Source organism: Acaryochloris marina S15 (assembly GCF_018336915.1).
GTDB classification, from domain to species: Bacteria; Cyanobacteriota; Cyanobacteriia; order Thermosynechococcales; family Thermosynechococcaceae; genus Acaryochloris; species Acaryochloris marina_A.
On record NZ_CP064924.1, the window covers coordinates 229576 to 252892 of the forward strand.

Annotated in this window: 14 protein-coding genes and 1 pseudogene; 2 read left to right on the forward strand and 13 right to left on the reverse strand. The window is 50.3% G+C overall.

Annotation, left to right across the window (positions count from 1 at the left end):
* Nucleotides 1-190: 190 nt before the first annotated feature.
* Nucleotides 191-571, reverse strand: a complete 381-nt coding sequence (locus I1H34_RS28095) for a hypothetical protein (protein ID WP_212666651.1) — start codon at nt 569-571, stop codon at nt 191-193.
* A gap of 17 nt (nt 572-588) precedes the next feature.
* Complete coding sequence (locus I1H34_RS28105; protein ID WP_249370259.1) at nt 589-3918, reverse strand: D-alanyl-D-alanine carboxypeptidase family protein; 3330 nt, start codon at nt 3916-3918, stop codon at nt 589-591.
* Nucleotides 3919-4494: 576 nt separating this feature from the next.
* On the opposite strand from I1H34_RS28105, the gene I1H34_RS28110 reads away from it, so the two are divergent.
* Complete coding sequence (locus I1H34_RS28110) at nt 4495-6420, forward strand: NACHT domain-containing protein (RefSeq protein WP_212666652.1); 1926 nt, start codon at nt 4495-4497, stop codon at nt 6418-6420.
* A 183-nt stretch (nt 6421-6603) separates the two neighbouring features.
* Here the strand turns inward: I1H34_RS28110 and I1H34_RS28115 are convergent, their stop codons facing one another.
* From I1H34_RS28115 to I1H34_RS28140, 6 genes are all read right to left on the reverse strand, one after another.
* Nucleotides 6604-8049: a hypothetical protein gene (locus tag I1H34_RS28115; protein WP_212666653.1), complete on the reverse strand. Its 1446-nt coding sequence runs from the start codon at nt 8047-8049 to the stop codon at nt 6604-6606.
* Nucleotides 8046-8762: a hypothetical protein gene (locus tag I1H34_RS28120; protein ID WP_212666654.1), complete on the reverse strand. Its 717-nt coding sequence runs from the start codon at nt 8760-8762 to the stop codon at nt 8046-8048. The genes I1H34_RS28115 and I1H34_RS28120 overlap by 4 nt, the downstream gene beginning before the upstream one ends.
* Before the next feature lie 11 nt (nt 8763-8773).
* Nucleotides 8774-10171 carry a hypothetical protein gene (locus tag I1H34_RS28125; RefSeq protein WP_212666655.1) on the reverse strand — a complete coding sequence of 466 codons (1398 nt, stop codon included), beginning with the start codon at nt 10169-10171 and terminating at the stop codon, nt 8774-8776.
* On the reverse strand, nt 10152-11258 hold the full coding sequence (locus I1H34_RS28130) for a hypothetical protein (protein ID WP_212666656.1): 1107 nt from the start codon (nt 11256-11258) through the stop codon (nt 10152-10154). The genes I1H34_RS28125 and I1H34_RS28130 overlap by 20 nt, the downstream gene beginning before the upstream one ends.
* Complete coding sequence (locus tag I1H34_RS28135; protein ID WP_212666657.1) at nt 11194-12510, reverse strand: hypothetical protein; 1317 nt, start codon at nt 12508-12510, stop codon at nt 11194-11196. Before I1H34_RS28135 ends, I1H34_RS28130 begins: the two co-directional genes overlap by 65 nt.
* Nucleotides 12511-12589: 79 nt before the next feature.
* A complete protein-coding gene (locus I1H34_RS28140; RefSeq protein WP_212666658.1) occupies nt 12590-14368 on the reverse strand; it encodes a hypothetical protein in 1779 nt (592 codons plus the stop codon).
* A gap of 105 nt (nt 14369-14473) precedes the next feature.
* Here I1H34_RS28140 and I1H34_RS28145 point away from each other — a divergent pair.
* Nucleotides 14474-15612: pseudogene (locus I1H34_RS28145) on the forward strand (RNA-guided endonuclease InsQ/TnpB family protein).
* 85 nt (nt 15613-15697) lie between these two features.
* On the opposite strand, the gene I1H34_RS28150 reads toward I1H34_RS28145, so the two are convergent.
* The 5 genes from I1H34_RS28150 to I1H34_RS28170 form a co-directional block, all read right to left on the reverse strand.
* Nucleotides 15698-16249 carry a hypothetical protein gene (locus tag I1H34_RS28150; RefSeq protein ID WP_212666659.1) on the reverse strand — a complete coding sequence of 184 codons (552 nt, stop codon included), beginning with the start codon at nt 16247-16249 and terminating at the stop codon, nt 15698-15700.
* A gap of 35 nt (nt 16250-16284) precedes the next feature.
* Complete coding sequence (locus I1H34_RS28155; protein ID WP_212666660.1) at nt 16285-18345, reverse strand: sigma-70 family RNA polymerase sigma factor; 2061 nt, start codon at nt 18343-18345, stop codon at nt 16285-16287.
* 58 nt (nt 18346-18403) lie between these two features.
* Nucleotides 18404-19642, reverse strand: a complete 1239-nt coding sequence (locus I1H34_RS28160; RefSeq protein WP_212666661.1) for a hypothetical protein — start codon at nt 19640-19642, stop codon at nt 18404-18406.
* An 88-nt stretch (nt 19643-19730) separates the two neighbouring features.
* On the reverse strand, nt 19731-20162 hold the full coding sequence (locus I1H34_RS28165; RefSeq protein WP_212666662.1) for a hypothetical protein: 432 nt from the start codon (nt 20160-20162) through the stop codon (nt 19731-19733).
* 528 nt (nt 20163-20690) lie between these two features.
* The gene (locus I1H34_RS28170; RefSeq protein ID WP_212666663.1) at nt 20691-22721 is read right to left on the reverse strand and encodes a bifunctional DNA primase/polymerase; all 2031 of its coding nucleotides are present in this window, start codon (nt 22719-22721) and stop codon (nt 20691-20693) included.
* Nucleotides 22722-23317: the final 596 nt, after the last annotated feature.

The window sequence follows — 23317 nt, forward strand, 5'->3', positions numbered from 1 at the left end:
CGGAAGTAGATCGGTCTGGTCATGCAATCTAAACACTGAGATCTCCAAGGATGGTGTCTGGAGAGACAGTGTTGCTAGGGGTTAGCCTGAACCTGTAGTGGATTTGGGGGCAGGGAAAATCCTGTTAGCTGTCTAACAGGGATATAGGCAAATTGTAGGGGCAAGCCAAAATTTTAACTTCAAAGCTGAGTTATCGAGCCTGTTCCTGCTGCTGTTGCCTGAACGCTTGCTGGAACTTAGCAAGAACTTCAGAGCCAAGCCGTTCTTTGTAAACTGAAATTTCAGGATACGAACCCTCATGGAAGGACATGATTTTTTCACAGGCCCCGCTTGAGTCAGTACGGATAAAAACCGTTCCTTTAGGGTTTGGCTGAGGTCTTTTGTATGTCTCTCTTATTTCGTGGTATTGACTCCCCTCATGCTCCACAGTCATTGCAACCACAGCGCTTTCTGGGCGTGCCTCTGGCCTTTCGATGAGTGAGTTATAGCACTCGTTAACGGCGGGATTTGCCTTAGCGGGCATAGCCGGGACTATGCTCATTAAAATTAGTAACGGTAAAAGTTTCTTCATGGTTTTTGTCTCCTTTTTTATTGTGGTGTGTTAAAAGTCCCTACAGGGGGCAGATTGAAATGTTTACGGGGATCTACCTCTACTCCCGAGTTGCGATCGCCAGTAACGTAGCCTTCGATTACGCCTAAATCAATGTGAGGCCCTGTTGATCCTCCTGTTGATCCAACTTCCCCGATTGGTTGGCCGGGATCTACAGTATCCCCCGCTTTTACGTAATTAACTTTGTTGTGGCCATACCAGGTAGCCAAGCCGTTCCCGTGGTCAATCAGGATCCAGTTTCCATAAAGGCCGTTCCATTTACTCTCGACAACTACCCCGCCATCCGCAGCGACAAAAGGTGTCCCCTCATAATGGGCAAGGTCGATTCCATGATGGAAGCTTTGCCTTCCTGTGGTTGGGCTAATTCTTGGGCCGTAATTACTTGTCAGCTTGTAATCGTACTTAGCCAAGGGATCGGAAAGCCTACCTGACGCAACCCCCGAACCCTGTACAAAATTACTATTGTCAATGTTGCTCTGACCAGGGCCATTACTAGGTCTACAAGGCAACCTCCTAGACGCCACACCAACAGGCTCATTCGTTGAAGCATCCCCAGTCGGACCATATTTCTCAAAATTCGCTGGATTGCTCCAAACTGCACTTTGTTGAGGACCACCCGGCAGCGAAGGCCACTGTAGTGGCCTCAACACCCGATCCGCCAGGGCAAAATCCCCTCTCTGAATCGCGGCCATCAGATCCACATTCTTCTCAGCACCAATAATCTTGATCCACTCCACCGCTGCTTGAGCCGCAACCGCTCGGTCTCGTGTCCAGCCATCTATTCCTGTTCGTTGCAGAAGACTAGTTCTAGACTCTGGAGTGAACTGGTAAATACCGTAAGCGCCTGTCTCAGAATTGGGCTTCCAATTGGTCCCGTCAGTGCTTTCGCCTATTCTGATTCGGGCGAGATACTGCCTGAGATTATGGTCAGGATCAGCAGGGGTTGAGGTTGTGCTTCCCTGGCGACTCACTGAACCTGGTCTACCCGGAATACCCTGCAATTGCGGCGCACCTGACGCTCCATCAATCGGTTGAAGGACGCCATTAGATGACGCAGTAGTACCTTTATTCTGACTCCCAGCCGCATTCGCAAAGGTCTGTTGCGCCTGACTTGTCCCCACAAACCGCCAGTGCCAAGGCTCAAATATAACGCCTTGGCTATTCCCCTGGGGAAATGACAACTCAAACCCGTACTTCCCGGCATTGGCTTGCATCCAGGCATATTCAGGTGTCTGTGCCCAAGACTCATTCAGGCTGGCATTCTGGTTGTTGCCTACATCCACCGCTAGACCCGTGTGGTGCTCACTATATCCAGGTGGAGCAACTGACTTGGCAACTTCTTCAGCAGATTGGTTCGCCAACTTTCTATCCCAATTAGCCTGCTGATGAGACACGGATCGGAAGCCTGATACTGCTTTAATATCCAACCCTTGAGCCGCTGCATCTGCTCTCAGTTGCTCAAAGGCTTGGGCTGCATCTGGGGCTAGGGTTTCCTGTACTCCATCGACGGAGATCACGTTGACCAATTGACCCGTGTTTTCTGCATAGGCTAAGTGACCATATTTTGAATTCGATGGAGAGACATCACTCTGGCCCGACGCGGCAATAAGCTGATTGGGGTCACAGTACACCTGACTGAGGCCCGCTGCCGTCAACGCCCGGTCTCTGAACTTGGCAATCTCAGCAGGCAGACTTCTTCGACTCGCCACTAGGAACAAGCCCCCTTCCCGGACGGTGAACGGTGTGGGGATCACAATGAAGTGGGGGGTACACTGCTCTCCCAGAATCGGGATGGAGTAGCAGAACTGGATGGCAAGATGCAGCCTCGCCGTGCTGGGCTTATCAGGATATTCTTTAATATTCTTCAACACAAACTTAGTATTGGAGCCTGTACCAAAGGGATGGATGCCTGCAGGTTCCCAACCCCCATTCACCCACTTCATGAGTCCCTTACCACCCTTCACGCCTTGACCGTTCTTGCCCTTGGAGTGCCCCTGTACCCATTGCTTACCTTCAATATCATCATCCCCCGTTACTTGGGCGAGAGGAGAGCTAATAAACTTCCGCATCTCAAAGTGAGGACAGTTGTCTGCTCTCTGGTTTTTGGTTTTGCCAAGGGTGCATTTAATCGGTCTAAACTTCTGGTCTTCACTGCCACCCGATAAGGCATGTTGAACGGATGGCTCCTCTGGTCCTTCTACGCCACTGTAGGCGATATCAAATCGGGCAAATAAGTCCCCAGCAAGGAAGCTAAAGGCCAAGCCAAAGGGCAGCTTATTGACTGGAATCTCAGACAGACCCGGAACAGAGTTGATCAGTTCATCCTCTACCCCAGGTATTTCCTCAATCGCCAAGTCAGCAATCTTGGGTAGGGTCTGCTCAATGGGCTGATTGACGAGATCGGGAACCGCGCCCAAGGGTAAATCTTTCAGCTCTGGGACAGCCTTGATCACTTCCTTGACAGCAATATTCGTCCCCTTTGCCAGAATGTAGGCTTGCGCCCGCTTCCTCACCTGTTGCCAGTTGCCATTAATGACATCACCGACGAGAGGGACAATCTGATTGACGGGCAGCTTCTTGAGCGTTGGGCCAATCTTCTTACCAATGCCCGCTAACTCAATCTGCTCAGCCTTAGAAATTACCCCCTGCCAGTTCCCCCGCGTTAGGTCTTGGAGAGGAATGCCTTTGAGAGCGGGAATCTTACTGAGCTTAGTAATCAAAACTTTCTGGCCCGTGGACAGTGCCGCTTGCTGAAGGTGCTTCCCCGCTTGAGACGGGTCATGCAACACTCCTAATGCTGCTTGAATGGCAGGGGCGGCATCATCAACGGTGACTTTCTCGCCATTGTTGAGCTTGGTGTAGAGGTTATCGACTTCATCAACCGTCAGGCCATAAACGAGGGGCACATCTCCAATGGGCACCCCAGCGATATTTGTCCCTTGCTGAGCGGAAATATCTCTCAAGGTGAGCTTGGTAAACCCAGCCGTGACAGGGTTCTGCTGCAAGTCTCCAAATTTGAGGATTTGGTCAGGAGTTGCCCCCTGGGGCCATGCCCGATCAATCTGGTAGGGAAGCTGCACCCCATTGGGTAAGGGTGGGATTTCAACATACCCTGCCTGCTCTGCACTCGTGAGCTGCTGGAATGTCGGGGAAGGGCCAGGGTCTGGGTCATAGTAGAGGCCCGGTAAGTTGACTGGAGTATCCGGGCTGAGTGCAGCCGTCTGTTGCTGTTGCTGAGCAAGGACAGGGGCTATCTGCGTTAAGGAGGGCAGGCTAGCCAGGAAAAATGCAAGTAGTTTCTGTTTCATAAGGGAAGGCTTTGATGCGATATAAGAATGTACCGCTAAGGAAAAACGGCCCCGATTGGAGCCGCTTTTTGAAGAACTAAATTGGGAAATTGAAGGCGATTTACTTAAGGGGAAAAATCTAGGGAATCATCACCCGGCAGCGCAAGGTGAGTAAGCAGAGGCACCGATCGAGTTGGCCGATCCATTGAGTGTATAGGTCAGAAGTTTTCGTGTGCTGACTCTCTCAAGTTACGATGCTGTGAGAAGTGGCCGTTTAAAGCATTATCGGGGTGTGGGGTGATTGCTGGATTGAATGACTGGAATACAATGTCTTGGTTGTGGTTGCTAGCTGATACCGCAGCTAAAAAAGCAGATGACTCTAAAACCAAGCAAATTCTAGATTTCCTCAACAATATTCCGATGATTGGATGGGGGATTGCAGGGTTTGCTGTAATAGCCCTAGCGACAGCAGCGATCGCTAAGTGGACAGGCAACCTAGATAAAATCATCGTCTTTGGTCAAAAGTACTTCTCTCGCAAGAAACCAGAGATCACAGAAGCACAACGACTAAAAGCACGGCAAGATCTGATTGAAATCTTGCTCAAGCAGGTTGTAAAACGCTTGGAAGACTCCCTACATCACAAGATTCGGATTGATTTGATGGGGGAGGTGCAAAGACAAAGGATTGGAAAGGGTAATTTACAACCTGATCAAGAAAAAGAAACCGACAAATCTCCTGATAATTTCATCAACCGCACACTCAATCTTTTTAAGAAAACCACTCCACCCAAACCTGTTAGTGATCACACCTCAACGCTAGAACTCTTTGAAGAGGAAGATATTCAGGGGCGTTTATTGATTTTAGGTGAACCCGGTTCTGGCAAGACAAATGAGCTGCTAGTACTAGCTAAAGATCTACTTACTCAAGCAAAGCATTCCCCAGAAAAGCCAATTCCAGTGATTTTTGAACTATCTGAGTGGAATGCAGAACTGGAGTTTGCTGATTGGCTTAGTCAGCAACTGCTTAAAAAGTACAGCATTCCTTTGGTTATCTCAAAGCACTGGATCGAACACAAGCAGTTGCTTCCTCTTCTGGATGGCTTAGACGAATTGAGAAGAGTGGATAAAGACGATGAAGTCACATCAGAAGATCTAGATAAACGCCGAATAGCACAACAGATTCAATGTGTACGAAAAATCAATGCTTTTCTAGATAATTTCTCTTTACCCCTTATTGTGTGTTGTCGGCGTAAGGAATATGAAGCTCTCGAAGCACAAAATGAATATCTAAAGCGCTTAAATGGAGCGATTTACCTACAAGCACTTGAAGATAAGCAGATCCAAGAATATCTTCAGAGATTAGACCGAGCCTCATTATGGGATGCACTTCAAAGTCAGCCTGAACTCCTGGAATTAGCTCATTCACCATTATTTTTGATTATTTTGGTGGTTGCATATCAGGGGAAAAACATTCATAGCTCAGAAGATTTGCTTGATGAATATATCCATAAGCAAGTTCATGATCTAAACAATCAAGGAGCATACCCTCCAGGGAAAGAACCTACACCAGAGGAAACACATTATTACCTGAGTTGGTTAGCGACCAAACTAGATTTTGAGGAAACAACAGAATTTCTAATCGAGCAACTGCAACCTTCATGGGTTGATATCCCCAAAGCTCGTAAACAGTATCGCTTGATGGTCGGGCTGAGTTTCGGGCTGAGTGTCGGGCTGAGTGTCGGGCTGATTGTCGGGCTGAGTGTCGGGCTGATTTTCGGGCTGATTTTCGGGCTGATTTTCGGGCTGATTGGAGGGCTGATTTTCGGGCTGAGTGGAGGGCTGAGTGGGGAACTGAGTGGTATAAAAACAAAAGAGAAGCTAAGCTTCTCTTGGAGTAGTTCCTTTCGTGGGCTGAGTGTCGGGCTGATTTTCGGGCTGATTGGAGGGCTGATTTTCGGGCTGATTGGAGGGCTGATTTTCGGGCTGAGTGGAGGGCTGATTTTCGGGCTGATTTTCGGGCTGAGTGTCGGGCTGAGTGTCGGGCTGATTGGAGGAATAAAAACTTCTGAAATTGATGTTCGAGATAAAATAAATCCTAATCAAGGAATTAAAGACTCTCTCAAAAATGGGCTGATTGGAGGGCTGAGTGTCGGGCTAATTTTCGGGCTGAGTGTCGGGCTGATTTTCGGGCTGATTTTCGGGCTGAGTGTCGGGCTGAGTGTCGGGCTGATTGGAGGGCTGAGTTTCGGGCTGATTGGAGGGCTGATTGGAGGGCTGAGTGTCGGGCTGAGTTTCGGGTTGATTGTCGGGCTGATTGGAGGGCTGATTGGAGGGCTGAAAACGGTTTTACAACACATTTCCTTGCGTATAGTCCTCTACCAATCAGGAGTAGCCCCCTGGAACTACGCAAGGTTCCTCGAACATGCAGAAAACCATCGGTTCATTCAGCGAACTGGTGGGCGTTACCGTTTTGTCCATGACCTGCTTCGCAAACGTTTCGCTGCAACTTTGAAAGAGAGTTAGAATCACTATCTACGAAAAACGGCCCCTGGTGGAGCCGCTATCTGACGAATTAAATTGGCAACCTGGAAGCGATTTACTTCAGGAGCAAAATCCAGGCGATAACCCCCAAAATCCAACCGATGGGGCCTGCAAGGAATAGGAAGGGCGTTAAGACGATCAGAACGATGACGAGACAACCTTTCATTACACGCCCTCCATGAAATAGATTTCAACTTCCTTGTTGAAGTGATAGAGGCCATTCCGAGAACCACTGGAGGAACGGCTAGGGGCTAGACTATTGACGACAGACGAGGCTCTATCTCCCACACTGCTGGAGCGGAGCTGGTCAATCCCCACATTCAGGCCCGCCCTGAGTAGTTTGTTACCAAAGCCTTCACCCTGACCTTTGAGCTTGGCTTGCAGATGTGGAGACTGCTTGTACTGAATGACAGCAACAGGGGTCTTCCTGGACTCTGGTGACTCACCCGTTAGATCCATATGCTCAATGGGCTGTTGGTTGACTTCCACGACTTGCATACTCAAAAAGTCACCCTCGGCACTAGTCACTTCAGCAATGACCTTGGAACCTTTCTTCGCCATTGTCCCTAAGTCTTCACTGAGGGTTAATAGATACCGCTGACCGATGATCGCGTCACTGTTCTGGGGTATCCAGGTAATGGGATTGTCCAGCTTCGCCTTAGCCGTGGTGCCAGCAGCAATCAATCCTTTACCCAATGGGTTACTGGTTGCTGGGTATAGGGCCGTGGGTGAATCCGTGACGACTTGGTTATCCTCCAGCAAGTCACCCGTGAGGGAAGCGACCAGAACGCCTTGGGGTGGGGCTGGTGGGGTTTGAGCAATGGGTTTCGTGGTTATCGGTTTACGGACGGGGTGAGAGGTGGAAACCTTGATGGGACGAATGGGTTTAGGTTGGACGGGCTTAGGGGCAAAAGCCGATTGTTTGCTGAGGCTGAAGTTACTAGCAGGCTGGGGGGCAGCTTGAGCAACGGGCTGAGGTTGTGGTCTAGGTGCTGGAGGTCTAGCCGCAACCACGGGTTGAGTCTTGGGTGCGGGTCTGTCCCTGTAGACGATTCGGGGCTTGGGCTGGGTCCGAGGAACGGCGCTTTGATAGCGAATCGGTCGGGTCACTCGATGGGTCGGACTGGGAGGTCTCCCTTGAGGCTTGGGAGTCGGGGGAACGGCTGCGGGCTTTGGCCCCGCCTTCTGAGCAGGAGAAACGGGCTGACCGTCCAAGGACTGCCGCAATGCCGCGAGTTCCACCTTCAGATCCGCATTCTCTTGGGTGAGTACTTCTTCTTGACTCTGGGCTACCGTAGAACCCGTCTCTTCACTTTGGGGGTTTGACTCAGCCTGTTGAGGGGCGCTCCCATACAGCATCCCCGTGGCGAGTAAGGCAAAGGGTGTCCCCACGACGGTGAGGAGCAAAAGCTGAAACCACAGCCGCTTATACAGCTTGTTCTTGGGGACGGTGGTCTTTGTCTCTGGCATCGCTAGGTTAGCGAGGGATACCGCTGGTGTACGGGTCTCTTTAGGATCATCCTGCTTCGCGTTAGATGTTCCCTCGGATGGGGCGGGTTTGCGCTTGAGCAGTACATCTCTAGCATGTTTGGCTTTTTGGGTCGTGTTCATAAGGTCACCTTTACGTCTCGGATTTCAATAATTTGCAGGCCATATTCCTGGCCCACGCGCATCAACTTGGCAAGCTGGGTCTGGTCTTGGTCTTCGGTTTTCACAAAATCAACCGCCTGGATCGTCAACTCTTGATTTAACCGCTCGATGAAGTCTCGTTCTTTATCTCGGTTATGGAGTCGGGTCGCAATCACCGTCACTTTCCACAGTCCCGGTTTGAGTTGTTCGACAACGATGTCCTTTTGCCGATCTAGAATCTGCACTTGAGCTTCCCAATTGCCAGAGGTGTAGTTACGGAAGGGAAAGTCCTGGTCATACTTTTTGTGGATCGATTCCATCCACCCCACCCGGTAAGACAGGTCAATGGCGTAGGACACGTCATAGAATTGAGCCGGGTACTCAATCTTGCCCTCGGTCTTCCCCTCTCCCTTGCTCCAGGAGAAGGCCGCACTCACCCACTTATGAGCAAAGTCTTGGATATGGGAGGTTTCCCGATGTCGTTTGTCTACGGACTTCGCTTCCACGGTCTGGTTGTTGGGAAGCTGCACGAACACATTGGAGAGTTCTCGTTGAGCGGCCTGCTTGCTGCTGAGGCCCACTCGAAAGAGCAGGCCGGTATTGAGTACCGTTAAACCGATGATCAGATAGGGCATCCACTTGCCTTTCTCCACGGCTTGCAAAGGGTTTTTCGGGATGGTGATTTTGGTGAGCATGGTGGTTTCTCCTAACGATTTCGCATCGCTCTGGTCTGCATAACGCTGTTGAGGGTAATCAGTCCCCCCGTCACAATGCCTGCCCCCGCTGTAGCGGCACTAGTAGCCTTGGAGCGGAAGGCATCTCCTGCTAAACCCACCCCATCGTTCACAGCTTTGTAGGCGATGTAGGGAGCAAAGATGCCGAAGAATAGGGGGAAGATTAAGGGGGTCGCAGCCACGCCCGCTAACATCACGGCCACAAACCCAATCAGGATGACGTAGGCGAGGCGCACAAGCAGGACGCGGGCGAAAAACAGCAGCCACTCCACGATGGCATTCTGGCCGTGGGGGATCGTGCCCAAGGCAAAGGCAACGGGGCCAAGTAAGGCGGCAAGTAGCAGGGACAATTCCTGACCCGCGATGAAGACCCAGGCCATCATCATGGCGATTTCCGTCAAGATTTGCTGCCAGTCTGGAGCAATCATCTCCGCTAAGGCTAACCCTGGATTGATGGCGAATAGGGCCGTTTTGTAGGCGGCTGACGCGGCGATATCAAAGCCCTTGACGGCTAGGCCCTCCATATTCCTTTTAATGGCTTCTTGAGCCGTCTCCTGACTCCGCTCCGCTAATTCCAATGCGGTCTTACAGTCAGGACATCCTTCTTTAATGGTCTCTTTTTGCTCCTGAATAAAGACATCTAAAGACTGGAGGCACTGAAGCTGATTCATGGAGGCTTGTTTGTAGACCGTCGCGATTTCTTCTCCCGTCAGCTCTCGCCCCGCTTGCCGACGGGTTTCTAGTCTGCGGCCCAATTTCTTGAGGCCAATCAAGGTTTTCTCTTCTTCTGTCAGATTGACCCCAGGGAGATGGAGCTGGGCACATTTCTTCGCTTCTTGGGAAATGACCGTCCGGGTCACTTGGGAGAACAGGGCATCATTAATGGCTAGACGGACATTAAAACCTGCGACTTGGGCCTTAGCGACCACAGCAGGGGCCGCATTGACGATCTGCCGCATCCCATGAGCGGTATAGTAGATGGCTTGTCCTGAGTTGGCGAGGAAGAAGGACACTAAGACCACGGGGATGATGAACTTCACCCAGTCGCTGATATCACTCCCTCTTTCAAAGATCTTGCGACCAATCTTCCAGCTCCAGGTGATAAATCCCGCCAGTAGTACATACCGGACGACATCCATAACGGCCCGGTTGTTGATGGTATTCCCCGCATTGTCAGGATCAAAGGTGCCATCCCACAGGTCATCCCACCAGGCAGCGGTTTTGGTGATGTTGTCCGTGATCCGCTGGAGGTAATCGAGGCCATTGTAATTGAGGGATTCCTTGCCCCATGCCGGGTGGGCAGTCAACAGCACCCAGCCTAGAGACAACAGAAAAGCCAGTAGCAGAACCTTATTTTGATTCCGGTTCACCCAGTCCAGGGATCTGCGGGGTAAAGAAGGAGTATTTGGTACTCGCGACCTGGATATCCTGCTTAAGGTCTTCTCCATTCTTCAATGCCTCTAACATGAAATTGGTCTGGGTACGCTGCTGGTTCCCCGATGCCTGAAGGAGTTCTAGCTTGCTCAATTTGCGGGTCTGCACGAGGTTCTGGCTGGCGATGGCCCCTAAGCTCCGGTTCTGATGGGCCGATGCTGCCGTCAGCCCGGTGAGCTGCTGGGAGGTCTGGGCACCAATGCTGGAGCTAAAGGCTTGCTGGAGAGAGAGGCGTTTCAAAATGCTTTGGGAGCTTTTATCTCCTTGGGCTTCGGCACCGAGCACTTGGATTTCTTCAGCAGCGGAGACATTGGCACTCGCTTGTTCTTCACTCACCCCCACGATTTCCGTGATGCTATCTTGAGCGGCAATGGCCTCTTCTTGGGCGAGGGCAGCGGTGGCTTCCTCTGCTTGAATCAGTTCTTGGCCCTCGTCACTGAGGACTATCTGGGTCAGCTTCTCATGGAACTCTTCACCGATGGCCCGGACATTACGGGCGATGGCATAGACTTCACGAGGGCTATTCGGCTCGATGTCCAACCGAGACGGATTATCTTCATAGGATGGCCCTTTATAGATGGGGCGTCCATCCGTGGAGCTGCCCCCTTGAGCCGTGGTTTGGGGGGGATCGATGATGCCATATAGCACCAAGATATCGGTGACGCCTTTGAGGGCGGGCTGAAGTCGTTTACCCGTGACGGCCCGGTAGACATTGCGGCCAATCTTGGCGGCTTTGAGGGCTTTAGACCCATGCTCAATCACTTTGAACAGGGATTTTTGGGCTTTCTTGCTCAAGATTCGGTCGAGCAGTCCTTTCGGTTGACCGTTGCCCTTATCCGAGCTGGAATAGATATCCCCGACGTTGTAAGGACTGTCACCGGGTTGACTCGCGGTGTTGCTAATCACACTGCTGTAGTCATAATCTGGCTGGGTAAAGCTCTGGGCATGAATCGGGGGGTTAACGGATACCCACAGAATCACGATCAGCAGGGGCTTCTTCAGACGCTGGGGGAAGGGGTACATACTGTTCCTCTGTGATGGTGGATGGGCAGAGGCCCGCTCGGTGGGCGCGGGCGAGGAGGTCACCGTGGATGCGGTAGCCTGTAATCGGGTCATGGGGATAATGCTCTAAGATGCGGTCCCTCAATTCCACTTCTTTTTTGTCCGTGGCGACGAGGCCCATCAACATGCTGGAGGGGTTAAAGCTGACCTCCACATGCTGGTTGTCTCGTTTCCAATACCAGTAGCTCTCTTGCCGGGTATGGGAAATCCCTTTACCCACATATTTCTCTAAAATCTCTCGCCTAAATCCCAAATCGTTGCACAGGCGGTTAATGGAGATATCCTGCAATCCCCCACAAAAGATGTTTTGCAGGTTGGTGAAGATTTCATTGCCGGCGACGGACTGATAGATGGTTTCCACTTCTGTGGCGGCAACAATATAGTTGCAGGCCCACTTGCGGCCCTCAGACGGCACTCGACCGGACAGCCGCGCATAGGAGGCAAATTTATAGATGCGGGTGCCTTCGTCGGTAATCAGAGCAGACCCTAATGTACTCATGGCCTTGCGGAGCAGCAGGTTAAAGCCCACCATTGAGTAGATCAAGGAGTCAATGGAGTCGCTGACGTTGGTCATGGCGAGAACGAGGCATTGGACGTTGCTATCAAAGCTGGAGATGCCGTTGATGGAACGACCTAGGGCTTTGGACAGGACGCCTTTAAGCTGGGTACGAATTAGGCCAATGGTATTTTTCTCCAGGTCGGAGATGTCCTCACGCATCACTTCTTGGATAAACCAGTTCTCAGCAAAGCCGACGAATTCTTCATAGATGGGCATCTGCTGAGATTCAGGGGTGCCAAAGGCGGCTTCACTAGCGACCTGATAGCGGTGCTGAATCTCAGGGATGTGATGAAAGGCTTCATAGCAACGGGAGAGGAAGGAGCTGACCATTAACTCTGTGGTCGGATCATCCGTCGTGCCCATGACCAGCGCTTGCAGGATGGCGAGATGGTTGTTGAAGGCCGATTCAAACAGGTCTGCCCTCGTGGCGAGGGTGGATTTATAGCCCGGTTCACCGGGTTTGGGCAAGGCATCCACCCATCGCATATCGGGCAATTCTAGGATGTTGATGACATGCTCTTTGACGTTGTGGTAGGCCGCACTCACGCCAATCCGATTAAAGGTGTTGACTAAATCTGTATAGGTACTCTCACCGTTGGGCCTTGGGTATTCAAAGACGATGGTGACCCGGCGATTGAGGATGTAGCTGAACAAGATTCCCGACAAGATTCCCGATTTTCCATTCCCCGTGGTGGCGAAGATGGCCGTGTGGTTGGGGACTTGTTGAGCAAATCTAGGTACAAGGGCAGGGCAGTTCCTGACCCAAAAACATCTGCCCTTTGTCGTCCATTTTCGGCATCTGCACTTGGGGCAGCAGGGGCACGGCCTGGTAGTTGAGGTATTTGGGCCGTTGGACAAAGGGTTTAGTGAGTAGGCTGTTCCATTCAAAGGGGAAGGACTGAAACCAATACTGTTCTATCTGCTCGGTGACGAGTTCGGTGGGTACGGTCTTGAGTCGGTCAATCAGCTCGTTACATGCTTCAATCACTTCCTGCTTACTATCCCGATAGACCCAGATGCCGCAGCTAGCCCAAAAGGGACGACAGCCGCTTTTTATGAACCCTTGCAGTTCCTTGGCTTCCGTCAAGCGCATCTCAGCGGTGACATCCGGGCTTTGCTCTTGCAGGCCCTTGGCAATCCGCTTCATGGAGTTCTTCATCACCAAGTCCATGTTGTTGATCTCGATGTCGGAGGGGTCTTCCGTTAGCTCCGTAATCACTTGGCAGTCCCAGAATGGGGTGGGGGTGGTTAGCCGAGTCCACAAAAATTTCAGATAGCCCCGAGGGACGGATTGACCATCGACGGGATAGTGGCGCACTTTACCTAAACGGATAAAGGCCCAATGCTTCCCGGTACTGGGAATATAGACCGTGGAGCGGGTGAAGTCTGGAGTGGTGGGGAGTCCTTGATAGGGTTCAAAGATGGTTCCCAAGTCATGGTCTCCGTAGTCCTGGATGATGACTTCAGGCTGCTGGGAATGGTCATCCGTGCGGATGTATTGGCCGAGGGGGGCGCTCTCTCCAGGATGTAAGGCTTGATAGGGGATATCCATGATCTCCTGAACCCCCAAGGTTTCCACGTCTAAGCCAAAGCCATCAGAGGCGGTGAGGGCAATCAAGGCCCGACGATAGCCCCGCACATAGGCTTGACGAATGGCTTTTCCCCACCCCGGTAAGGAGTCAAAGTTGTCATCTTTGAGGGTGGACAGGACGAGGGTCACTTTCTCAGCGATCGCATCCATCCAGCCTTGGTTAATCTCAAAGTCAGCCCCCAAAATCATCCGGTACTTGGCGAAGTAGATCAGGTCACTTTTGACGAGTCGCCCCTCGCTTTCCAAGCGGTCTAGGTTTTCTGCTGCACTCTGGGTTAAAGCTTGGGAGAGGGGGTCATTACTGGTCTCGTACTCATCAGCCAACTGCACCATTGGCTCATCCGCACTCCGATGGATGTGCCAATAGGACTTAAAATCAATCCCTGTCGCCCCTGTGACCGCAGCAGTGCCCCCTTTGAGACCACTCCATGCCATGTCATCTGTGAGGGTTGGCTCCTGGCCTTTCTTGACTCGAAACGCAAAGATGAACATCAGCTCTCGCTTCCCCCGTTGCAGCAGGTAGTAGCCAATGTCTAGACCTTCATAGGCCATCTGCCCAAAGCTCTTGAAGGATTTGTAGTTTGATTCGATAAAGTTGTAGTTGGTTTTCACAGAGGGCAGCTCCATTTTGGGCAGGCCCGCCCGGTCATACTCTAGGGTGGGATGACCGGAACGGTATTGCTTGGGGACGGTGCGGCGTTGCAATTTCTGTGGGGGGTTATTCCCTAAAAACAGAAACATCAGCACAAACGCCAGCATGAATAGGGGGATGCCGATAAATAGGTTCTTGAAGATGATGGGGGTCATCAGAAAGAACAACATCGCTCCCGCAAGGAGAACGATGGGATGGACGCCTCCAAACAAAACGTTGGTGCCCATGATGGTGTTGACATCTCCCTCGTTGAGCATGTCTCGATTCATCAGATTTCTCCGTGAAACCCTGCGCCTTCAGGCCAGGGAGGGATAGGAGCGCGACTGCAAGGAGCAATAATGCAGCCTTACATTATTTGCACTAAAATGTGAGATATGCAGAAGGCTTTTAAATACAGGTTTTACCCCACCCCAGAGCAAGCGCAGCTGTTGCGTCAAACTCTGGGGTGCGTTCGTTTGGTGTACAACAAAATGCTGCACCATCGAACAGAAGCCTTCTACGAAAGACAAGAGAAAATCAGCTATAAGCAGTCTTCTGCCATCCTGACGGAGTGGAAGAAAGACGATAGCTTGCATTTTCTCAACAATGTAAGTTGTGTACCTTTGCAGCAGTGCCTTAGGCATCTGCAGGGGGCGTACAAAAACTTTTGGAATGGGATTGCAAAATATCCCACCTTCAAAAAGAAACGGAACGGTGGGAGTGCAGAGTTTACCAAGTCGGCATTTAAGTATGTCGAAGGTGCACTCTATATTGCCAAGAGCAAAGAACCCCTGCCGATCCGATGGAGTCGCCAGATCCCGAAGCATTGTGAGCCATCCACTGTGACGATTCAATTGGATGCTGCAGGGCGATGGTTCGTCTCCTTGCTGGTTGATGACCCTGAGATTCAACCCCTGAAGCCCTGCAATAGCAAGGTGGGGATTGACTTGGGGATTTCCAGCATGGCGACGCTCTCTACTGGAGAGAAGATAGCGAACCCTAGACACTTCAATCGACTGTACAAGCGACTTAGGAAAGCTCAAAAGGCTTTGGCTCGGAAGCAGAAAAGGTCGAACAACCGATATAAAGCACGGTTGAGAGTGGCTAGGATTCAGGCTCGAATTAAGGATTCGAGACAAGACTTTTTGCATAAACTGACCACTCAACTGGTACGCGAAAATCAAGTGATCGCGGTTGAGAGTCTGCATGTAAAAGGCATGGTCCGCAATCACACGTTGGCTAGAGCGATTAGTGATTGTGCTTGGGGTGAGCTGGTCAGACAGCTTGAGTACAAGGCCGCGTGGTACGGACGCAAGCTGGTCAAGATTGACCAGTGGTTCCCCAGCTCCAAGCGATGCTCTAATTGCGGCCACACAGTAAGCAAGCTGCCCCTGTCGATGCGTGAATGGGATTGTCCTGAATGTGGCACCCATCACGACAGGGATATCAACGCAGCACATAACATTCTTGCCCAAGGACTTGGGTTGATGTCTGTGGAGCGAGTGTAAGACCGGATGGAACATATGAGTCTTGATGGCAACTGCTATGAAACAGAAAACTTTCTGGGTGACCGGGGAATCCCCTTCCTTTAGGTGGGGGAGTAGTCAAAACTCTCTCTCCTATACGCCAAAGAACATGAATGCTGCCATCGTTAGAAAGGCGGCAAAGATCAAGATGGCGATCCAAGGCCGCAGCATCTCGTGATACCCCGTGCCGTTATGGTTATGCTGGAAAATAGCGTTGCCTCCATAGGCCACGGCAGTCACGAATACAAAGGCAACGATGGCCCCGATGATCACACAGGTCATCCCCGCGAAGTTGATGGACCCGACGGTGACTTGTCCCAGTAATTGTTTGATGGTGGAGGCTGCACCTTTAATGGGGCCAATCTCGACACAGGCCGCTTCGGTGATGGTGATGTTCTGGGCAAAGGCAGAGTTATGGATGAGGATGCTGAGAATAAAGGCCCAGGCACCTAGCAGATAATGCACTGGGGGTGACCCCGCTAATCGCTTCCACAGCAGTCCCGATAGCAGCATCAAAAACTGAATAATGCCTGCCCAAACAATGCCAGGTAAGCCCACCCCCATCCCGATGCTGACGAGGAAGAGTTGGCTTGACCACCAAGGAAAGCGATCAAGGCGGTGATAACAGGTTCTAAGGAGTCTCATGGCAATTGCCTCTGATGGGTCATTGGGAAAAGGTGTTATTGCTGGGCGTAATCAATCAAGGTCTGGAGCTGGTCAGGGGATACATTGGCTAGCTTTGCTGCGTCTTCAGAAGACTTCCCCCAACGCATCTGACGGATCATGCCGTTGACGCGCCAGTGCATTTCTGAGCGATAGCGATATGTCTTGTTGCCTGACGCTCTAGCGACGTTTAGCCCCTTCAAAAGAGTCTGTGGAGTGATGCTACTATCGGACACGTTTCGTTTAGCCACGGGGACGGGCTTTGCCTTCGGTGTGAGACGAATGCGCCGCACAGGGGGACGTTTAACGGTCTTCGGCTTAGGAAGTGTCTTGACCTGGGGCTTCAAGGTCAAAGGTTGGCCTGATGCCACGGTTTGAGGGAAGCGAGTTCTCACAGGGGGCTGACCCTGGCGACCTGTGAGAACTCGCGATTGCTCAGGGGGTTGAGCAATGGGGGTGGGCGCTCCAATCCGAGTGATGGCAGTACTGGGGGCACTGTCAGACCGATTGATGGTTAACTCCATTGAGGAGCGGTTGCAGCCCACTAAATCTAGAATCAAGTTGGTCGATTTCACCTGGGCATTCGGCTTCCAGGTCAGGTAAATCTTTTGGGTCTGGGGTTGGGGCAGATCCAAGCTCAGGTCAAAGATGCCCCTAGTGCCCATATAGGCTTTAGAGACTCGGCACCCGCTGGAGCTGAGGTCAATCAGGTGACCGTGACCGGGAGCAATCTTAATCGTTTCTGCTGTAGCTGGGGAGATAAGCAGCCCCAACCAGGCCGCAATAATGGCGGCAATCGTCTTGTACATCGTGTTTGTCCTTGGCAAGTTTGTCTGCTGGGGAGGAGGGTTGCTATCAAAGACAGCCCCTCGTTGTGGTTGTTGGCTGGAGTCAGGACCAGCCCGTGATGGAAATCCTCGAATGCTTTGAGATATCGCAGCTAATGGTCTTTGGATAAACTCGGTTACTGTTTGGCAGAATCCCAGATGTCTTCCCCTAGTCGCTCTAGGCTCTCCCAATCCACGGCATCGCTGATCCGCTGGGGGAGATTGATGCCCCGGTCGATCAGCAGGCCCGTCACTGCGACCCCCACAAAGAACCAAAAGAGATTTCTGAGCATGGGCAATAACTCCTTTGACGAATTCAATAGCTTTGGCAGACAGGGACTCTGGAGCGGGGGGAGTTTGGGAAAGATGTGGGGAAGATGAAAAATGCTGAATGTTGTTTTGATAAGAAATAGAAAGAGAAGCAGGCCAAGTGCTGAGATTGACTCGCTCTTGGCCTGCTTCTAGTGCTGTGGGTTGAGAGTAGTTGCTGAAACCTTGAGAAAACTGACCTTGGGCTACCTTCACGAACTGAGCCATGCCAACCCGGAACCACTGCTTGAGAAGATGGACGGGGATTTGATATTTCGGAGGTCGAGGGGCTTTAATTAGGACGAGATTGGTGTTGGTCTCGTCCTCAAGCTCATCACCAAAGTACTCATCATAATCGTCACCATCTGCATAAAATGATGCATCGTCAATCGTAAATTCATGCCATTCTGGGATTTCCTTGAATGAACGGCCCCATCGCATCAAATCTTCGATATATTGCAGTTTCAGCTTTGCTTTTTGGGCAATCTCTTCCAAGCTGGCATCGGGAAACTCATTTTGAAGTCTGTATACCCTATCGAGATGAATCTGCTTTTTTTCAGGCAGTTTCAGTTGTCCAGGTCTGTTCTTATAGCAATATCTGCGGATGTATCCTCTAATCCAGCCTCTGGCATAGGTGGAGAACTTACACCCTTTAGTAGGATCGAATTTCCGAACGGCATGACGAATCCCCAGCATTCCTTCTTGCAGTAAATCTTGGCCATCCTCAAAGGTTTGGGCATATTGATTGGCTAGTTTGGACACCAAACGAACATGACCAATCATCAGCCATGACAAAGAGGTTTCATGGCCTCGTTTAGCGTATTGAATCAGCTCCAATTCCTTCTCTGGACTGGGGATGGGGAAGCGATTCAAAAGCTGGACAAGATATTCGGGTAAGCGGATGCCGTCCGAATAGGGACTGGCAATAGTAGCAATCGTCATGGGTCGATCCTCCACAGGAGGGTGACTGGAATGAGTGAGATGAGTTGAGGTCTGATTCTTATAGGGCTGCTTTCAGCTTTTCCCAGGCAACGGGAAAGCGCTCGGGGAAAGACCTCAGAGCTTCTAATCCTTCCCGAGCAAAGTCCCAAGTTTGGGCTTCTTCACCAGCAACGCCATCGCCACTCCAAAAGTCTTGGCCTACTACGTTGAATACCTGAAATGAGTGAGCATTATAGAAATTGGCAGCTTTAGACTGGGCGAATTCAATTAAGACAAATTCATCCCACCGGGCACAGGCATTTCTAGATTTCGCCCGCCATTCTCCATCGATCGGCCAAGGGGGCTTTTCGTCCATGCCACTCCAATACAGATTGTCATCTGCAATCCTTACGTCGATTTGGATCTGGGCAGCTATCCGAGTCGCAGGGTCTGGGGCAAGATCGTTCCACCATTGGCAGATAAGTTTGATGGCAGGGTGTTTTTCAGAGTCGTTGAAGTAGGTGGCCTGTTCAGGAACGATGAGTTCACGCGCTAGTCTGATGGCGTTATAGAAATCTGCTGCCAGAATCTCGCAACAGGCATTGTTATGGTGTTCTTCTATATAAGTAGTGAACTGAGTAGCGGGTTCAATATCCCGCTCTAATGCCATGTCCTCAATCTGATCGCAAATCAGGTCTGACCAAGCACAAGAATTCAGGTTTAGGGTCTGAAAATAAGCAAAACCAAAACCACATGATTCGTCCAATACATAGGGCTTGAATGATTCGTCACCCTTCGTAAAGCTCTCTTCTATATGATCTAGATCTAAAAAGCTGACAGCCCGTGCATTCGGATCATAAAAAGTGCTGGTCTGATCCATTGAAAAGACATGACCTTGCTGGGTGAGGTTGAAGTCCAGCTTAAATTGATGGTGAATAGTCATCAGACTGTGTTCACAATCAACCGGAAGCTGGATAAGCCATTCCAGTCTCAACCACTGAGGAAGGGTATCCATTTCCAGGGGAATAGACCAACCCATCTTTCTATCTGAAGTGCCAGCAACACACATAGTAATATTCGGATAGGGGCGTCGGATCACCACTTTCTCTGGTAAGACGGAAAGGGCTTCCTTAGATCCGGGTAGGAATATTTCTACCTTGCTTAACCTGATGCTCTCCAAGCCAATATTATGAAAAGGATTGAAGAGCCTGGGGAGTATATGAAAGATAGGAGTATCACTATCCTTGTGCGAGATGGGCGTTCCATCTGCATTAACTAAAAGATGAGTATCGCCAATTTCTGCCATCGCAAATTGCATTCTTCAACTCCTGTGTGGCGTGAATGTTGAAAGATTGATTTAATCAAACTATTAGAGAAGAGGGCAGGTGCCCAAAATTCAGAGGCTACTACGCAGCAGTAGTAGGCAAAGTTTGGGGTTGAAATAGTCTCTGTACTGGTGGCTTTTCAAGCAATTTACGTACAATTTGTTCTGCACCTTCTTTAGAAAGGTGGTGGTGTAGCATCTGAGCCTGAATATAGGGGCCTTGAAATAGACATCTGAAACGATCATCAGGGTGATATGCACTCTGCTTTAATCTAGAAGCAATATGTTCATCAATCTCTCGGCTTAACTGAGGATCATCACAACCAAGCTGATACAGGGCCTCATAGGTATCCAATGTTGTGATATCAGGTATAAAGCTCTGAGCGATGACCGCTAATTGTAGATAAATATCTAGGCAGTTCTCGTTAATCCCTGGAGAACTGGACTGGACATAGAGTTGAGTCCCTTGATCAGTACCAAGGGGCTTACCCAATTCAGGGTTTGTGGATACCATAGTGATAACTCCTGTCAGGGAGCGAGAATCACGGCTTGATCGATGTGGTAATTGGACAGGCCGTGGTTTGCTATTTTAAGTGAAATATTTCTGTGCAATACAGAAACGAACAGGAATCCTGTCAGAGAATCCTGGTAAGAATCGATTTTTTAAAAACAGACAGTGCAAAGGCTAGACCTTTGCTGTTTTTTGTGGGCAATAGTGGAAATAGAAAACTAAAAAATTTGGACGGGTGAATAATCACTTATTTCACTTGGGGTCACCATAACGGCAAACACGGATTCACGTCAAAATAATTGTTGCAATCTGTAAAGACAGCTCGAAAGCAGCTACACCGACAACACTAGTTCAATCACCCTATTTCTTTCAATACCTAGCTTTCAGCCATTATTCACCCAAGGTTCAAACGACTTAAATTTGTGTAACGGAAGGTGCCGTAACCGACTTTTAGCTGATATGGATACTGTTGCTCTTGCCCAAGATTTGTTCAAAGGCCAAATCGTTTTTCTTAAGAAAAAAACCAGAATTTTAGTCACCTCGTTCACTTTCGATATCCATAGAGATTCCAAACATTCTATTCATCGATTTCAAGGTGAACACGGCAGCTATTTCTGCATAGGGTTGCCACTGTTCTTCTGTCAGTACCCAATACTCCCCATCTCTCCAGGAGTAGTCAGTGACTAGCCTGCATCGTTGAGCTGCTCGATACCAAGTATCAAATTCTTGTTGTTCACTTTGACGTACAATCCTTTCCTGTGTGGGTTCTTGAGTCTCAAGCAGTTTCAAGGGAAGCTGTTCTAAGTTCAGGTTTTGTGGGGATGGTTCTGGGACCAAACTCACAGGTTCAACTGGGGATTGCCTTCTTTGTTTCTTCCTCTGCTGGCGCAGCTGTACCACTTCCTGTTGTCGTCGCTGTTGCTGCTTGGCTTTGCCGATTTTGTTTTGCAAACCCGGTGGCAAAGAGAGTTTCAACTGATCCCAATTTTGAATGGGAACGACCTTAGAATTTCCCCCCAAACCCCCCTGATCTGGGACTTCGGAATCTGTAAGCGCCACTTTCGCCACCCTTTGGCCTTTGAGGGCCAGGGTGACGGTGGCTTGGATCTTCATCGTTATCATTACAAACCCTACATTTATATAGAGTTGTAAAAGATCCTTTAATATCAGTAGTTCCAGCTTTCGCTGGTTTATAAGGTGATGATTGTTTGACCCTTGTTGTGTAATTTCCCCTTCCTGCATGGGTTCTGGGGATTTCTGAGGAGTTTCTTCAACTAGATGATGTGGATGCCATAATTCCTTGTTTGACCGTCTGTATAAGGTTTTCTGGCTACAGTGGGCTAGTTTTGAGATGGCTTGGGCACGAGCAGTAATTCCAGGGGGGAATTTATCGACTCGCTTCAGTTCTAAGACTGCGTTCTTGATCCGGGTCTGGGCAGCTTCTCGTTTGCTTTGGTGGTACCCGAAGTCTGCTGGGGCTTCTTGCTTATCGTGGTATTTGGCTTCTCTACATGGGGCTGTGCCGGTGGGCCAGTAATACCGCATGGCCCAGATCGCTACTTCATGACTTCTTCTATCTATCTCATGCTGGTGGCGGCAATGCTCATAGAAGCCGGGGGTGTTCTGGGCGGTTTGGCATACGTATTCTGCGATTTGTTCTGCAGAGTCCATGCCCATAAATACGCGAGCTTCGCAGGCGAGGATCTTGAGTTTCTCGTTGGTTTGGCCTGGGCCTGTCCAGCCTTGGGTTTTCTCTTCATGGATCCGCTCTTGCCAGGTGGCAAGGGAGCTGGCATGGCCTGATTTACGGACTTTGAAGTTCTGTTGTGCATCTGAGATCGCATGATGGAGACGCCCCATGTCCTGGCCATCGGCGCATAGCTCGAAGGCGTCAAGCCAATGTTCCAGGGACCAGGGTAGAGGATTTAGATCGGCATCGAGGGGATGGAAACCACTTCCAGGCTGCATGGGGAGTCGGAAGGCGGCAAAGAGACTAAATCCTTTGCCTTTGGGTACGTAGCGTTTGGGGTTGGGGTAGAGTTCGCACTGCCCCCCATAGAACTTGATGCCAATGGCTTCTAGGTTGAGCTTGATACAGTTGCTCAGCCAAAAGCTGCTGACGGTTTCAGGGAGGGGGAGGTATAGATGGAGTCCACTACTGTGGCTACTTTGGCAAAGGAGTGAGCGGCAAATACCAATGTCTTCTAGGGCATGGCGTATCTGAGGTAGCCACTGGGGATCGCTCGATGAGTGATAGCGACTGTCTTTGTCGATGTCGAGGACGAGCCAACGGGTTTGGGCACTGGGCCTAACTCCGATCAGGCACTCAGGGTCTTGGTGGTGACTCCACATCTCCACGGGGGAGAGGGGGAATTTTTTGATAGTTGCCCAATCGACTGGATCTCCTGGCTCTGGGGCCGAGGCAAAGATCCAGTCCCAACCGTTGGGGAAAAGGGTAGCCAAATGCTTACCCACTGGATCAGCTGGTAAAGGGTCTTGTGTGCGTCGATGAGGTACACGAGATCTATCCTCGTGGTCATAAAATGCGGATTCCGCGTTCACGATGATCTCCCTATGAATTGTCCAGATAGGGAGGTCACTGTAAATGGCCCAAAAACTTGCCAACACAAGCTTTAGTGCTTTAAAATGTAAGCACTACTAAGCTCGGAAACTAAAGACTGTCGTCAAACAATTTCTTCGGTTTCCATCCCTATCAAATTGATATGCCTTACCCCCTCTCTGCCAAGTGGGGGTTTGTCATTTTATGGGTCCATATTCTTATCCTCATAACTTTGAAGGGAGAGTAACATTATCAAAGTGAGTAAACAATAGGTGTTTTTGTCATATACGCCGGAGTTGCAGGTGGTTTTATACGCCGGAGTTGCAGGTAGTTTTATACGCCGGAGTTGCAGGTGAATCATCTCTCTATACGCCGGAGTTGCAGGTAGTTTTATACGCCGGAGTTGCAGGTCAACCTCTAGATATCTTTTTTATAAAGAGTTTGATAACAGCAGTCATTAAATTTATACGCCGGAGTTGCAGGTGGTTTTATACGCCGGAGTTGCAGGTGAATCATCTCTCTATACGCCGGAGTTGCAGGTAGTTTTATACGCCGGAGTTGCAGGTGAATCCTTCAAATTCATACGCCGGAGTTGCAG